11 protein-coding genes and 1 pseudogene are annotated in these 14,108 nt (G+C 71.4%); 3 read left to right on the forward strand and 9 right to left on the reverse strand.

Annotation, left to right across the window (positions count from 1 at the left end):
* Positions 1-334: 334 nt before the first annotated feature.
* Positions 335-1,342: a stage II sporulation protein M gene (locus tag ACFY8U_RS35540; protein ID WP_389576253.1), complete on the reverse strand. Its 1,008-nt coding sequence runs from the start codon at positions 1,340-1,342 to the stop codon at positions 335-337.
* 120 nt (positions 1,343-1,462) lie between these two features.
* On the opposite strand from ACFY8U_RS35540, the gene ACFY8U_RS35545 reads away from it, so the two are divergent.
* Positions 1,463-2,365, forward strand: a complete 903-nt coding sequence (locus tag ACFY8U_RS35545; protein WP_389576254.1) for an RDD family protein — start codon at positions 1,463-1,465, stop codon at positions 2,363-2,365.
* 16 nt (positions 2,366-2,381) lie between these two features.
* On the opposite strand, the gene ACFY8U_RS35550 is transcribed toward ACFY8U_RS35545, so the two are convergent.
* Positions 2,382-2,996, reverse strand: a complete 615-nt coding sequence (locus ACFY8U_RS35550) for a hypothetical protein (protein WP_389576255.1) — start codon at positions 2,994-2,996, stop codon at positions 2,382-2,384.
* 132 nt (positions 2,997-3,128) lie between these two features.
* Positions 3,129-4,586 carry an adenosylhomocysteinase gene (gene ahcY / locus ACFY8U_RS35555; RefSeq protein ID WP_389576256.1) on the reverse strand — a complete coding sequence of 486 codons (1,458 nt, stop codon included), beginning with the start codon at positions 4,584-4,586 and terminating at the stop codon, positions 3,129-3,131.
* 437 nt (positions 4,587-5,023) lie between these two features.
* Between ahcY and ACFY8U_RS35560 the strand changes: the two are divergent.
* Positions 5,024-7,059 (forward strand): annotated as a pseudogene (locus ACFY8U_RS35560) (fructose-specific PTS transporter subunit EIIC).
* 194 nt (positions 7,060-7,253) lie between these two features.
* Here ACFY8U_RS35560 and ACFY8U_RS35565 read toward each other — a convergent pair.
* From ACFY8U_RS35565 to ACFY8U_RS35590, 6 genes are all read right to left on the reverse strand, one after another.
* Positions 7,254-8,219: a cation diffusion facilitator family transporter gene (locus tag ACFY8U_RS35565; protein WP_389576257.1), complete on the reverse strand. Its 966-nt coding sequence runs from the start codon at positions 8,217-8,219 to the stop codon at positions 7,254-7,256.
* A gap of 66 nt (positions 8,220-8,285) precedes the next feature.
* Positions 8,286-9,437: a mannose-6-phosphate isomerase, class I gene (gene manA / locus ACFY8U_RS35570; RefSeq protein ID WP_389576258.1), complete on the reverse strand. Its 1,152-nt coding sequence runs from the start codon at positions 9,435-9,437 to the stop codon at positions 8,286-8,288.
* A gap of 98 nt (positions 9,438-9,535) precedes the next feature.
* Positions 9,536-10,720: an SIS domain-containing protein gene (locus ACFY8U_RS35575; RefSeq protein ID WP_389576259.1), complete on the reverse strand. Its 1,185-nt coding sequence runs from the start codon at positions 10,718-10,720 to the stop codon at positions 9,536-9,538.
* A gap of 270 nt (positions 10,721-10,990) precedes the next feature.
* Positions 10,991-11,173 (reverse strand): Trm112 family protein, encoded by a 183-nt coding sequence (locus ACFY8U_RS35580; RefSeq protein WP_361445942.1) that lies wholly within the window; start codon positions 11,171-11,173, stop codon positions 10,991-10,993.
* 121 nt (positions 11,174-11,294) lie between these two features.
* Entirely contained in the window at positions 11,295-12,662 is a 1,368-nt protein-coding gene (locus tag ACFY8U_RS35585; RefSeq protein ID WP_389576260.1) for a phosphomannomutase/phosphoglucomutase, read from the reverse strand.
* Between the two features lie 173 nt (positions 12,663-12,835).
* Positions 12,836-13,267 carry a DUF3499 domain-containing protein gene (locus tag ACFY8U_RS35590; protein WP_361445936.1) on the reverse strand — a complete coding sequence of 144 codons (432 nt, stop codon included), beginning with the start codon at positions 13,265-13,267 and terminating at the stop codon, positions 12,836-12,838.
* Positions 13,268-13,556: 289 nt separating this feature from the next.
* Here ACFY8U_RS35590 and ACFY8U_RS35595 point away from each other — a divergent pair, with 289 nt between their 5' ends.
* Positions 13,557-14,096 carry a metallopeptidase family protein gene (locus tag ACFY8U_RS35595; RefSeq protein ID WP_361609118.1) on the forward strand — a complete coding sequence of 180 codons (540 nt, stop codon included), beginning with the start codon at positions 13,557-13,559 and terminating at the stop codon, positions 14,094-14,096.
* Positions 14,097-14,108: the final 12 nt, after the last annotated feature.

Raw genomic sequence — 14,108 nt, forward strand, 5'->3', positions numbered from 1 at the left:
CGTGTTTCCAGCTTAGCAGATCCGTTTTCCGTTTCTGCCACCCGCTGGAGCGGGCTGCCGGGCTGTTCTTCGCTTTCGCGTTTCCCTTTCCGGCGATTCCGACTTTATCAGATTCATTTCGGCCGACCTAATCGGTGGCTTCGTGATTCGAATAAGGAATCGGGGTGGCTCCGTGGAAATCAACTTCCCGACCGGAGCGAGAGAGAGTCTAGCTGCTGGCCTTCGGACTTGTCCAGTCCGAGGCAACCGTTTGAATCTACCTCCCCACGCGAGCCGTGTCAACGGTTTTTGTGGGCAAGGAGGAGACTAGCAGGTCAGCGGGGTCGTCCGCACATCAGGCAGCCGTCGGCAGAGCCGCGCTGCGGTCGGTCTCCTCCACGTCGCCCGTGTCGCCCGCTCGTACCGCTCGGGCGCCCAGGACATAGACGTAGACGAGAAATGCCAGCTCGGCGGCTATTCCGATGGCGATGCGAGCCCAGGTCGGGAGCCCCGACGGGGTCACGAAGCCTTCGATGAGGCCCGAGAGGAACAGGACCAGGGCCAGGCCGATCGCCATGCCCACGGCCGCGCGGCCCTCTTCGGCCAACGCGGCGCGGCGGGTCATGGGGCCGGGTTCGATGAGCGTCCAGCCGAGGCGGAGACCGGTGCCGGCGGCGACGAAGACGGCGGTCAGCTCCAGCAGTCCGTGCGGGAGGAGCAGTCCCAGCATGACGTCGAGGCGTCCTGCGGCGGACATCAGACCGATGGCCACGCCGAGGTTCAGCATGTTGAGGAAGAGGATCCAGAGCACCGGGAAGCAGAGGAACGCGCCGAGGACCAGGCACATGGCGGCTGCCTGGGCGTTGTTCGTCCAGACCTGGGCGGCGAAGGAGGCCGCCGGGTGGCTCGAGTAGTACGTCTCGTACTGGCCGCCCGGACGGGTCATCTCGCGCAGCTCGGCCGGGGCGCCGATGGCGGACTGCACTTCCGGGTGCGTACCGATCCACCAGCTGATGAGCACCGCGACAAGGGTGGAGAGGACTGCCGTCGGGACCCACCAGTGGCGTGAGCGGTACACGGCCGCGGGGAAGCCGGCCGTCAGGAAGCGGATCGCGTCGCGCCAGGAGGAGCGGCGGGTGCCGGTGACCGTGGCGCGGGCGCGCGCCACGAGCTGGGTGAGCCGGGCCGTGAGCATGGGGTCCGGGGCGCTGGACTGGATCAGGGAGAGGTGGGTGGCCGTCCGCTGGTACAGGGCGACGAGCTCGTCGGCCTCGGCACCGCTGAGCTTGCCGCCGCGGCGCAGGAGCTGGTCGAGACGGTCCCACTCGGCGCGGTGGGCGGTGACGTAGACGTCGAGGTCCATGATCGGCTGCTGCTCCAGGCACTGGGTGCGGACGGGTCCGTACTACTGCGGCGCGCTGCGGGTCAGCTTGGCAGACTGTCGTACCGCGGGGTCGGGGTAGGTCGGAGAAGGGTGGGTGCCGTGAGCGGGGTTGTGACGGGGGACGCCGTCGTACTGGGGTTGCAGCCGGCGCGGCTGCCGAGTCGGGCCCTGGCGCTGCTCCTCGACGCGCTCGTGGTGTGGGCGGTCTATCTGCTGATCACGTTCGGCCTCGCGTTGGCGACGGCATCGCTCGACGAGGCGGCGCAGACGGCGATGTCGATCGCCTCGTTCCTTCTGGTCCTCGTGGGCGCACCGATCGCGGTGGAGACGTTGTCGCACGGGCGGTCGCTGGGGAAGTTGGCCTGCGGGCTGCGGGTGGTGCGGGACGACGGTGGGCCGATCCGGTTCCGGCACGCGCTCGTGCGAGGGGCGATGGGGGTGGTGGAGATCCTCATGACGTTCGGGACGGTCGCCTGTATCGCCTCCCTCGTGTCCGCGCGCGGGCGGCGGATCGGGGATGTCTTCGCCGGGACGCTCGTCGTACGGGAGCGGGTGCCGGCCGCTCGGACCTCGGTCGTGCCGCCTCCCCCGCCGTGGCTCGTGGGACGGTTCACGGAGCTGGATCTCTCCGCGGTGCCGGACGCGCTGTGGCTGGAGATACGGCAGTACCTGACGCGTATGTGGCAGCTGGACCCGGCCGTGGGACAGCGGATCGCGGAGCGTCTGGCCGACGAGCTGGTCGCTCGGACGGGGACCCCGCCGCCGGCCGGTGTGCCGGCGGCGGCGTATCTGGCGGGGGTCGTCGGCGAGCGGCAGGCACGGGACGCGCGGCGGGCTTTCGCACCCTCCCATGCTTCTGGTGCCTCTCCTGCCTCCTCGGCTACGTCCGCTTCTGCTTCCTCTCCCTCGCCGGGAGCGGCGGGCGTTGTGCCGGGGTACGTGGCGCCGGCCCCGTCGCCCGTGGAGCCCCGGCGTTCTACCGGGTTCGCGCCGCCGGCCTGACCGGCGGCGCCCGTCGTCAGGGGAAGACGGACGGCGGGGTCTCGAGGGATTCGAGTTCGATGCCGGGGGCGGAGAGGACCACGTCTCCGGCGATGTGAACCGTGTGCTGTTCGCCCGTGTCGAGGGCGTTGACCTGGTACTCGTCCACGATCAGACGGTCGTTGTCAGTGGGGTGCGCTTCACTGTTCACCAGGGCCCAGGACTGGTCGATGGTGAGGGGGGCGAGCACGGGATCCGTGAAGGCGACGAGCCTGACGCGGGTCGCGGGGGAAGCGGGGGTGAGTCGCAGGAGTCGCGTGATGGCGACGAGGAACGCCGGGGACGTGCCGGTGAAGGCGTGGGCGCGCACATTGCCTTCGGTGGCATGGGTTCCGGTGGGGTCCGTACGGACCCAGGTGACGCCGTCGAGGGCGGCGCCGCGGACCTGCCAGCTCGCGGCGTGGAGTTCGAGCCGGATGGGGCGGCCGAGTTCGTCGATGGCCAGGTCGACAGAGCCGGCGTGGTCGCCGGAGGGGGTGGTGGTCTGTGAGACGTAGCGCCAGCCGGAGGGGCCGGGCGCGCAGTTGAAGTGCTCTTCACCGAGGGGGGCGTGATCGTGCGGATCATGGAGCGAATAGCGGCCGCGGGGCATGGGTCCTCGGGGTGCTTGCGGGGGTGATAGACGGGGCAGGCCCCCGGCACGGGGGTGCGGGGGCCTGCCTGATTCCTCTACGGGTGCGCAGGACGGGCGTGCGTCAGTGCACGGGCGCCGTCCGGACCGGCATCAGTAGCGGTAGTGGTCCGGCTTGTACGGGCCTTCGACCTCGACGCCGATGTAGGCGGCCTGCTCGGGGCGGAGGGTCGTGAGCTTCACGCCGAGCGAGGCGAGGTGGAGGCGGGCGACCTTCTCGTCCAGGTGCTTCGGCAGCACGTACACGTCGGTCGGGTACTGCTCCGGCTTGGTGAACAGCTCGATCTGGGCCAGGGTCTGGTCCGCGAACGAGTTCGACATCACGAACGACGGGTGACCCGTCGCGTTGCCCAGGTTCAGCAGACGACCCTCGGACAGCACGATGACCACCTTGCCGTCCGGGTAGGTCCACGTGTGGACCTGCGGCTTGACCTCGTCCTTGACGATGCCGGGGGTGGCGGCCAGGCCGGCCATGTCGATCTCGTTGTCGAAGTGGCCGATGTTTCCGACGATGGCCTGGTGCTTCATCCTGGCGATGTCGGACGCCATGATGATGTCCTTGTTGCCCGTGGTGGTGATGAAGATGTCGGCCGTCTCGACGACGTCGTCCAGGGTGGTGACCTGGAAGCCGTCCATCGCCGCCTGGAGCGCGCAGATCGGGTCGATCTCCGTGACGATGACGCGGGCGCCCTGGCCGCGGAGCGACTCCGCGCAGCCCTTGCCGACATCGCCGTAACCGCAGACCACGGCCGTCTTGCCGCCGATGAGGACGTCGGTGGCTCGGTTGATGCCGTCGATGAGGGAGTGGCGGCAGCCGTACTTGTTGTCGAACTTCGACTTCGTCACGGCGTCGTTCACATTGATCGCCGGGAAGAGGAGGGAGCCGGCCTGCTGCATCTCGTACAGGCGGTGGACACCGGTGGTGGTCTCCTCGGTCACGCCGCGGATCTCGGACGCGAGCTGGGTCCACTTCTGCGGGTTCTCGCCGAGGGTGCGGTTGAGGAGTCGGAGGATGTAGCCGTACTCCTCGCTGTCCGCCGTGGACGGGTCCGGGGCGGAGCCGGCCTTCTCGAACTCGACGCCCTTGTGGACGAGGAGGGTGGCGTCACCACCGTCGTCGAGGATCATGTTCGGGCCGCCGGTGGGCGTGTTCGGCCAGGTCAGGGCCTGCTCCGTGCACCACCAGTACTCCTCCAGCGTCTCGCCCTTCCAGGCGAAGACCGGGACGCCCGCCGGGGCCTCGGGGGTGCCGTTCGGGCCGACGGCGATCGCGGCGGCCGCGTGGTCCTGGGTGGAGAAGATGTTGCAGGAGGCCCAGCGGACCTCGGCGCCGAGGGCGACCAGGGTCTCGATGAGGACGGCCGTCTGCACGGTCATGTGCAGGGAGCCGGTGACCCGGGCGCCGGCGAGTGGCTGCTGGTCGGCGTACTCGCGGCGGATAGCCATCAGGCCGGGCATCTCGTGCTCGGCGAGGGTGATCTCCTTGCGGCCGAAGGCGGCCAGAGACAGGTCGGCGACCTTGAAGTCCTGCTGGGTGGCGGCAGTCGTCATGACTGGGCTGCTCCTCGTGGATCGGGTTCGAGGGTCGGTGGGCGCCTGACACCGCGACGTGCGTAGCGCGGGCACACGAATGCCCGGGTACTTCCGCGGTGCAGTCGTCGGAGGCCCTCTCTCCCTCGGCCGGTCCCGCGGACCGCCCGACCGCCATCAGCAGCGACGTCTGGCTGGTCACGAATCTACACCGATCAGTGCGGCGACCTACAGTCCGGCCTGCCCCGGGATTCGGCCGGTTTCGCCGTCTGCATCGAGCCCAGGGACCCGAACAGAAGGGATTTCGCGGGCTTTTGACTACCCGCGCGCCTGAGGCACGATGCTCAGGAATCGGCAGCGAGCGTGAGGAGAACCCTCTGACCAGTCCGGCGAGCGAGGAGCGGCGGGTGAGGCTGCTCGCGGTGACCGCCTGTCCGACCGGGATCGCGCACACCTACATGGCGGCGGAGAAGCTGACGCAGGCCGCGCAGGCGCTCGGCGTCGAGATGAAGGTGGAGGCCCAAGGATCCATCGGGGCCGAGAACGTACTTCTGACAACGATGTCAGGACGCGGACGGCATCATCATCGCGGCCGACAAGGACGTGGACCGCAGTCGGTTCGCGGGCAAGCGGGTCCTGGCGGTCGGCGTGGCGGAGGGGATCCACCATCCCGAGCGGCTGATCGAGCAGGTGCGGAACGCGCCCGTGCAGGAGGCCGGTGGGTCGGCGGGCACCGCGAGCATGGGTGGCAGCGACGGCGGGGGCGGCGGCGGTAAGGAGCGGAGCCTCGCGGACAAGGCGCTGATGAATGGCGTCTCGTACATGATTCCGTTCGTCGTGGTCGGCGGGCTGCTGATCGCGATCTCGCTCGCCATCGGCGGCCACGCGACCCCCGACGGGCTGGTCATCCCGGAGGACTCCTTCTGGATGGACGTCAACAACATCGGGGTCATCGGCTTCAAGCTGATGGTGCCGATCCTGTCCCGGCTACATCGCCTATGCCATCGGCGACCGGCACGCGCTCGTACCGGGCATGATCGGCGGCTGGATCGCCGGCGACGGATCGCTCTACAACTCCGAGGCGGGCGCCGGGTTCATCGGCGCCATCGTCACCGGCTTCCTGGCCGGGTATCTGGTGTTGTGGATCAAGAAGGTCCGGGTTCCGAAGTTCGTCCAGCCGATCATGCCGATCATCGTGATCCCGATCGTGGCCACGACGGCGCTGGGTCTGTTCTTCGTCCACGTGATCGGGCAGCCGATCTCCTGGGTCTTCGAGCACCTGACGAGCTGGCTCGGTGGGATGAGCGGCACCAGCGCGATTCTGCTGGGTGCGATTCTCGGTCTGATGATCGCGTTCGACATGGGCGGCCCGGTCAACAAGACCGCGTTCCTCTTCGGCGCGGGGCTCGTCGCCACCGGCAACCAGACCGTCATGGGCATGTGCGCGGCCGCCATCCCCGTGATGCCGCTCGGCCAGGGCCTGGCGACGCTGATACGGCGCAAGCTGTACTCGGAGCAGGAGCGGGAGACCGGAACGGCCTCGCTCTTCATGGGCATGTTCGGCATCTCCGAGGGCGCGATTCCGTTCGCGGCGGCGCGGCCGGCGCAGGTCATCCCCGCGAACATGCTCGGTGGCGCGGTGGCCGGTGCGCTGGCCGGCATGGCCGGGGTGACGGACGCGGTGCCGCACGGCGGGCCGATCGTGGCGGTGCTCGGTGCGGTGGGTGGTGTGCCGATGTTCTTCCTCGCCGTGGCCCTCGGCACGGCGGTCACCGCGCTCACGACGAACGCCCTGATCGACATCAGGGAGCGCAGGAGTCGGGGCGGGGTGCCGATGAGCGTGCCGCCGGTCGGGCCGGTGCCGGTGGGTGCTGTGCCGGTGGGTGCCATGTCGGTGGGTGTGCCGGTGGGTGACGTGCCGGCTGCGGTCGGGGTTTCCGAGGGTGCGGTAGCCGGTGTGGGTGCCGGTGCGGGGAGCGCTGGCGGTACGCGTACAGGTCCTGGCGACTCGACCGGCGCCGTCGGTCCCGCGGACGACGAGGTGCTGTCCGGGTGTCTGACCGCTCAGACCGTGAAGGTCCGGCTGGACGCCGAGGGCAAGGACGCCGCGATCCGCGAGATGGCCGCGATGCTCGCCACCACCGGGAAGGTCGCGGACCTCGACGGGCTGGTGCGGGCCGCGTTCGCGCGGGAGGAGCAGGGCACGACCGCGCTCGGCGAGGAGATCGCCATCCCGCACGCCAAGACCGATTCCGTGACGGCGCCGATCGTCGGCTTCGCGCGGTCGCCGGAGGGTGTGGAGTGGGGCTCCCCGGACAGGACGAAGGCGCGGCTGATCTTCATGATCACCGTGCCGGAGGCGGCCGCGGGGGACGAGCATCTGCGGATCCTGGCGATGCTGTCGCGCAAGCTCATGGATCCCGGGTTCAGGGAGCGGCTGTCGGACGCCGGGGACGAGGTGGGTGTGCTGGGGGTGTTGGGCGAGATCGGGTAGCGGGAGCGCGCGAAGGGGCCCGGGTTGTGGTGCCCCGGAGCGCGAAGGGGCCCGGGGTCCTGGTGACTCGGAGCACGTGAAGAGCCCGGGGTCCTGGTGACCCGGAGCACGCGAAGGGGCCCGGGGTCGTGTGACCCCGGGCCCCTGTGGTGCGGGCGCCGTGTCGTGGCGGCGCCGGGCTCCTGTGCCGCGTGTCAGTGGCTCGGGCCGCCCGGGGACTTGGCCGGGTTGACGCCTGCGGCGGCCGCCGATTCGCTGTAGATGTCCGGCTCCAGGTAGATGACCCGGGCGATCGGGACCGCCGCGCGGATGCGCTCCTCGGCCGCGTTGATCGCGTGGGCCACCTCGGCGGCCGACTCGTCGTGGCGGACGGCGATCTTGGCGGCCACGAGGAGCTCCTCCGGGCCGAGGTGGAGCGTGCGCATGTGGATGAGGCGGGTGACCGACTCGCCGTCGACGACCGCGTCCTCGATCTTCTTCACGTCCTCGACGCCCGCGGACTCACCGAGCAGCAGCGACTTGGTCTCGGCGGCGAGGACGATCGCGATCACGATGAGCAGGACACCGATGCAGAGGGTGCCGATGCCGTCCCAGACGCCGTCGCCCGTGAGGAGCGCGATGCCGACACCGCCGAGGGCGAGGAAGAGACCGACGAGCGCGCCGAGGTCCTCGAGGAGGACGACCGGGAGCTCGGGCGCCTTCGCGCGGCGCACGAACTCCTTCCAGGACTGGCCGCCGCGGATCGCGTTCGACTCCTTGATGGCCGTACGGAAGGAGAAGGTCTCGGCGATGATCGCGAAGACGAGGACGCCGATCGGCCAGTACCAGTCCTCGATCGGGTGCGGGTGCTTGATCTTCTCGTAGCCCTCGTAGACGGCGAACATGCCACCGACCGAGAAGAGCACGATCGAGACGAGGAAGGCGTAGATGTACCGCTCGCGGCCGTAGCCGAAGGGGTGCTGCGGAGTCGCCTCGCGCTTCGCCTTCTTGCCTCCGAGGAGCAGCAGGCCCTGGTTGCCGGAGTCGGCGAGCGAGTGCACGCTCTCGGCCAGCATCGAGGACGAACCACTGAAGAGGAACGCCACGAACTTGGCTACCGCGATCGCGAGGTTCGCGGCGAGTGCCGCCACGATCGCCTTGGTTCCGCCTGACGCGCTCATGGGTGTACGTGTTCCCTTCGTCGGTACTCCGGCACTGTTGCCGCCATACGGCCGGTCATTGTTGCATCAGGCCACGACGGTGGCGCGGAAGACCGTTCCCGTACCGGACAGTTCGGTCGTTTCACCCGCCGGTACGAAGACGGACTCGCCGGCGGCGAGGGTCACCTCGCCCGCCTTCGGCCGGCCCGCGACGGCGAGCAGGATCTGCGGGGTGGTGGCGGTGACGTCGGTGGGCGCCGCGCCCTCGGCCCGTACGAAACGGGAGAGACGGAACTCGTCGATGGGGGTCTCGTAGACCTCCTCGCCCGACGGGGAGGCCTCCGGGCGCAGGACGCCCGGCTCGGTCGGTTCGAAGCGGACGATCCGCAGCAGCTCCGGGACGTCGACGTGTTTGGGCGTCAGACCGCAGCGCAGCACGTTGTCGGAGTTGGCCATGATCTCGATGCCGAGGCCGTCGAGGTAGGCGTGCGGCACGCCGGCGCCGAGAAAGAGGGCTTCGCCGGGCTGGAGTTGGACGGGGTTGAGCAGCATGGCGGCGATGACGCCGGCGTCGCCCGGGTAGTGGTGCGCAAGGGCGGCGTACGGGGCGTGGGCGCCGCCGAGGCGTTCCGCGGCGGCCGCGGCCTCGGCGACGGTGTGCGCCATCTCCTCGCGGTCGGCGGTGAGCAGGGCGGTCATGACCTCGCGCAGCGCGGCCTCTTCGGGGTGGGCGTGCAGCAGATCGACGTACGGCTTGAGGGAGTCGACGCCGAGCGCGGCGATCGTGTCGGCGGCCTCGATCGGGTCGCGGAAGCCGCAGAGCCCGTTGAACGGCGTGAGGGCGCAGATCAGTTCGGGCTTGTGGTTGGCGTCCTTGTAGTTGCGGTGCGGCGCGTCGATCGGGACGCCGGCCGCCTGCTCGGCGGCGAATCCGGCCGTCGCCTGGGCGAGGTCGGGGTGGACCTGGAGGGAGAGCGGGGCTCCGGCGGCGAGCACCTTGAGGAGGAAGGGCAGGTGCGGGCCGAACTTCCCGACGGCCGGGGCGCCCAGCTCGCGTACGGGATCGGCGTCGATGACCTCGTTGAGCGGTCCGCGCTCCGTACGGGAGGGGGCTCCAGGGTGGGCGCCCATCCACATCTCGGCCTGGGGCTCACCGGTGGGGGTGGTCCCGAGCAGGTCGGGGATGGCCGTGGTGGAACCCCAGGCATAGGGGCGGACGGTGTTGACGAGGCGGTCCATGGAGCCTTCCAGCTTTCCTCGGTGCGGTGATGGAGGTGGGGGCGTCGTGGGACGTGGCGGCGTCGTGGGACGGGTGTGGGTCGGGGTGCGTGCTGTGGCTACGCGTGGGGTGGTGCGATCCCGGCCGACGCCAGCGACAGGTAGACGGCGGCGAAGTCGGTGACGGCGAGCAGTTCGGCCAGCGTTTCCAGGAGCTCGCCGCTCTCGCCCGACGCCTCCTCCGACACCAGCGGTTCCAGCTCGCTGATGGCGGTGCCGTGGCTGAGGGCCAGCTCCCGCGCGGCGGGGGCGGCCGTCAGGCCGCCGGCGTCGGCCGGGCGGTCGCGCAGCAGGACGACCCGGGCGCGCAGTGCCTGCTGCTCGTCGACCCGGTCGCGGAAGAAGTCGTCGGGGTCGGCGCCCGCCGCGTAGTCGCCCGCGAGCAGGACACCGTGGGCGGGCAGCGCCTCGGGCAGTTCGGCGGCGAGCGCGGGCAGGCCGGCCAGCTCGGCCAGTACGGCGGCGAAACGGCGGCCTACGGGGCCGGCGGCGTCGCCCTCGGTCCAGATCAGCGGCAGCGTGTCGGCGAGTTCGGCGGCGAGCGTCTTGGCCGGGTTGCTGTAGGTGGCGATGGCCGGGCCGCAGCGCTCGGCCGTGCTGTCGAGGCGGTCGGCGACCTTCTCCAGCGTCTCGGACGGCGCTTCGAGGAGGCCGACGCGGTCCAGCAGCGCGAGGAGGGGCGTGAACAGGGCCCACAGGGCTCCGGGGCCCGCGGCCAGCGTCTCCTCGTACTCCACGGCGCTCTCGTGCGGGGCCATGGCCATCGGTACGAGCAGCCCGCGCGGGGCGCTGACGGTCTCCGCCAGCGGGGAGGTCTTCGGGGCGACGGCGACGACGGTGATGCCGCGGCGGTACGCCTGTTCGGCGAGGAGCGCGAGCCCGGGTTCGGAGCCGTCGGTCGTCGGGATCAGGAGCAGATCCAGGGAGCCTGCCCAGCCGGGCAGGGCCCAGCGCAGGGCGCCGGAGGCGGGGGCGACGCCGGTGGGCTGGAGGCGGATCACGGGGGCCGCGGCTCCCGCGAGCGCACCCACCAGGTCGGCGACGCCCGCGGCCGCGGTGCCGGGTCCCGCGACGAGGAGGGAGCGGGGGCGGCCGTCGGGGCTGAGCTCGGAGATGCCCGCTTCGGCGGCGTGGCGGGCGGCGGTCCGCACCCGTGCGCCGGCCTCGGCGGCGCCGCGGAGGAGACCGCGGCGGTCTGCGAGGGCGAGGGCGTCCGGGGCGTCGAGGAGGGTCTCGTCGAGCATGGGGCGGTGCCTCCGGGTACGGGCGGGGCGGGGCCCTGCGGGCGGGCGCGGATGCGGTGCGGTGCGGTGCGGATCTGGGGCGGGGCACTTGCGCGGTACGGGCCCTCGTGGGGGGCGGTCGGGGCGGACGCACCCGCAGGGGCGCCGTCCCGTGTGCCCGCCCTCCCCCAGACTTCGTCCGGGGCCCCCACCGCCCAGCGGGACGATTGCCCACACGGGGGGGGTGGGGTTGCGGGCAATTGCCCGCACGGGCACGCGCCCCACGCGGGGCTACTGCGGCTTGCGGGCCTCGTCCACCAGGAGGACCGGGATGCCGTCGCGGACCGGGTACGCGAGGCCGCAGTCGGGGCTCGTGCAGATCAGTTCGGGGGTCTCGGCCGTCGTACGGTCGTTCAGCGGCGCGTGGCACGCCGGGCAGGCCAGGATCTCCAGGAGGCCGGCTTCGAGCGGCATGAGGTGTCCCTTCGAACAAACGAAAATGATGGTGCTGCCCTTTGGGCCAGGTCAGCCTACCGCCGGGGAACGGGGCGCGCGGCTCGGCCGTCCGCGCCGTCCCCCGGCGGGCAGAGCGGTGTCAGTCGGTCGCGCGGACGAGGTCCAGGACCTCGTCGCGGATCTTGGCCATGGTGGCCCCGTCACGGGCCTCCACGTTCAGGCGCAGCAGCGGCTCGGTGTTCGACGGGCGCAGGTTGAACCACCAGTCGTCCGCCGCCACCGTCAGACCGTCCAGCTCGTCGATGCCGATGCCGTCCTGCCCGGCGAACGTCGCCTTGACGGCCGCCGTGCGGCCCGCCTGGTCCGAGACCGTGGAGTTGATCTCGCCCGAGCCGACGTAGCGGTCGTACGAGGAGACGAGCTCCGACAGCGGGCCGTCCTGGCCACCGAGCGCGGCGAGGACGTGGAGCGCGGCGAGCATGCCCGTATCGGCGTTCCAGAAGTCCCTGAAGTAGTAGTGCGCGGAGTGCTCGCCGCCGAAGATCGCGCCCGTCTTCGCCATCTCCTCCTTGATGAAGGAGTGGCCGACGCGCGTGCGGACCGGCTTGCCGCCGTTCTCACGCACGACCTCGGGGACCGACCAGGACGTGATCAGGTTGTGGATGATCGTGCCGCCGGGGGTCTTCGCCAGCTCGCGCGCGGCGACGAGGGCCGTGATCGCGGACGGGGAGACCGCCTCGCCGCGCTCGTCGACCACGAAGCAGCGGTCCGCGTCGCCGTCGAAGGCGAGGCCGAGGTCGGCGCCCTCGGCCCGGACGCGGGCCTGGAGGTCGACGATGTTGGCGGGGTCGAGCGGGTTGGCCTCGTGGTTCGGGAAGGTGCCGTCGAGCTCGAAGTACATCGGTACGAGGTCGAGCGGGAGGCCCGCGAAGACGGTGGGGACGGTGTGGCCGCCCATGCCGTTGCCCGCGTCCACGACGACCTTGAGGGGGCGGATCGCGGCCAGGTCCACCAGCGCCTTCAGGTGGGCGGCGTAGTCGGCGAGGGTGTCCCGCTCGGTGATCGTGCCGGCCGTGGCGGCGGCCTCGGGGGCGCCCTCGTCGGACCAGCGCTCGACGAGCGTACGGATCTCGGAGAGGCCGGTGTCCTGGCCGACGGGGGCGGCTCCGGCGCGGCACATCTTGATGCCGTTGTACTGGGCGGGGTTGTGGGAGGCGGTGAACATCGCGCCCGGCAGGTCGAGGCTGCCCGAGGCGAAGTAGAGCTGGTCGGTCGAGCAGAGCCCGATGAGGGTGACGTCGGCGCCGAGGCGGGCCGCGCCGCGGGCGAAGGCGCCCGAGAGGCCCGGCGACGAGGGCCGCATGTCGTGGCCGACCACGATCGCGTCGGCGGCCGTCACCTGGACGAACGCGGCGCCGAACAGTTCGGCGAGCGTCTCGTCCCACTGCTCCGGCACCACCCCGCGGACGTCGTACGCCTTCACGATCTGCGACAGATCAGCAGCCACGGAACAACCCTCCTGAATACGCCATCATCGGCACGCGTGTGCGGCGCGTGTACAGGAGGCCCAACCTACCGGGGGCCGCTCACGGGAGGGCAGAGCGCCTTGACCGGTCGGGGGAGGAATGCCCGGAAATCGGGGGTGGGGCGGGGTGGAGGGAGGTTTCAGCCCGGGGAGGCTCAGGAGTCCGGGGAGCGGAGGACGCGCAGGTGTCCGCGGCGGCCGACCTCCATGGGGTCCCCGCCACGGCCCCCGCCGCCCTTGCCGCCGGCCTCCGCCGCGCGCTGCTGGGGGCGGGCCGCCTCCCGTACCGCGTTGGCGAGGGCCTCCAGGTCGTCCCCGCTCGGGCGGGCCGGGGCGGAGCCGTCGGAGAGCCGCACGACCTCCCAGCCGCGCGGCGCGGTGAGGCGCTCGCTGTGTTCGGCACACAGGTCGTAGCAGTGGGGCTCGGCGTAGGTGGCGAGCGGGCCGAGGACCGCAGTCGAGTCGGCATAGACGTACGTCAGTGTCGCGACGGCAGGGCGGCCGCACGCGGTGCGCGAACAGCGACGTACAGGGCTCACGACGTTGGACGGTACCGCACTCTTGAGCGGGCCGCGACGACTCTCCACCAGGTCACTCCACCGTGTCGCGGTGTGACGTCGGACACGACCCCTCTCGGGACGACTGTCCTGACCTGCGCGTAAGGAAGCGACCAGGGGCGGGGACGGCGGCCGATCCGGACACCGTCCGAGCGGAATCCGGTCAACCACGGCCAGATGGCCGATCGCGGGACCCTACGGAATCGAGCCCGCGCTTGGCCGGAACGTTCAACTATCGACAGCGCGGGTGCGGACGAATCGCGGTGGCACGTGTGCGCCACGGTCGACTGACACCGAGGAGAGTTACGCTGCGTCAGTGATGGACAGTCCTGTGCCGCCGCGCCCCTCGTCCCGTCCGGCCGAGTCCCACGCGGGCGGTCACCCCGCCGGCGAACCCCAGGGGGGTGAGTCCCGCTCCGCCGAGACCCGCCCGGCAGAGGCGCGGCCGGATCCGCTGGAGCCCCGGACGCGTCGCCGCGACCGGCACGGCCGCGGGATGCGGGGGCCCGTAGCACCGCCGCAGGTGCCGCTGTCGGCGAGCCGGGCGGACACGTTCCGCGATCTGGTCCTGGATTCGGTGGAGCGTCTGGAGCGGCGCTGGCCGCAGCTGGCGGACGTCGAGTTCCTGGTGCTCGACGTGCCACCGTCGGTGCCGGGCGAGGCGGTGCCGCTGGGCGGTTCCGTGCCCGCCGCGAAGGACGGGCCGGCCCGGGTGGTCGTCTACCGGCGGCCGGTCGAGATCCGCTCGAAGAGCCGCGACGAGCGGGCGCTGCTCGTCCACGAGGTCGTGGTCGAGCAGGTGGCGGAGCTGCTGGGCCTCTCCCCCGAGTCGGTCGATCCCCGGTACGGGCAGGACTGACCCCCGGCCCCT

The organism is Streptomyces sp. NPDC012508, assembly GCF_042902595.1.
Taxonomy (GTDB): Bacteria; Actinomycetota; Actinomycetes; order Streptomycetales; family Streptomycetaceae; genus Streptomyces.

Excerpts from the sequence above, each read along its gene's own strand:
- ACFY8U_RS35540 (WP_389576253.1), bottom strand. The coding sequence starts at position 1,342 with ATGGACCTCGACGTCTACGTCACCGCCCACCGCGCCGAGTGGGACCGT.
- ACFY8U_RS35550 (WP_389576255.1), bottom strand. The coding sequence starts at position 2,996 with ATGCCCCGCGGCCGCTATTCGCTCCATGATCCGCACGATCACGCCCCC.
- ahcY (WP_389576256.1), bottom strand. The coding sequence starts at position 4,586 with ATGACGACTGCCGCCACCCAGCAGGACTTCAAGGTCGCCGACCTGTCT.
- ACFY8U_RS35565 (WP_389576257.1), bottom strand. The coding sequence starts at position 8,219 with ATGAGCGCGTCAGGCGGAACCAAGGCGATCGTGGCGGCACTCGCCGCG.
- manA (WP_389576258.1), bottom strand. The coding sequence starts at position 9,437 with ATGGACCGCCTCGTCAACACCGTCCGCCCCTATGCCTGGGGTTCCACC.
- ACFY8U_RS35575 (WP_389576259.1), bottom strand. The coding sequence starts at position 10,720 with ATGCTCGACGAGACCCTCCTCGACGCCCCGGACGCCCTCGCCCTCGCA.
- ACFY8U_RS35580 (WP_361445942.1), bottom strand. The coding sequence starts at position 11,173 with ATGCCGCTCGAAGCCGGCCTCCTGGAGATCCTGGCCTGCCCGGCGTGC.
- ACFY8U_RS35595 (WP_361609118.1), top strand. The coding sequence starts at position 13,557 with ATGGACAGTCCTGTGCCGCCGCGCCCCTCGTCCCGTCCGGCCGAGTCC.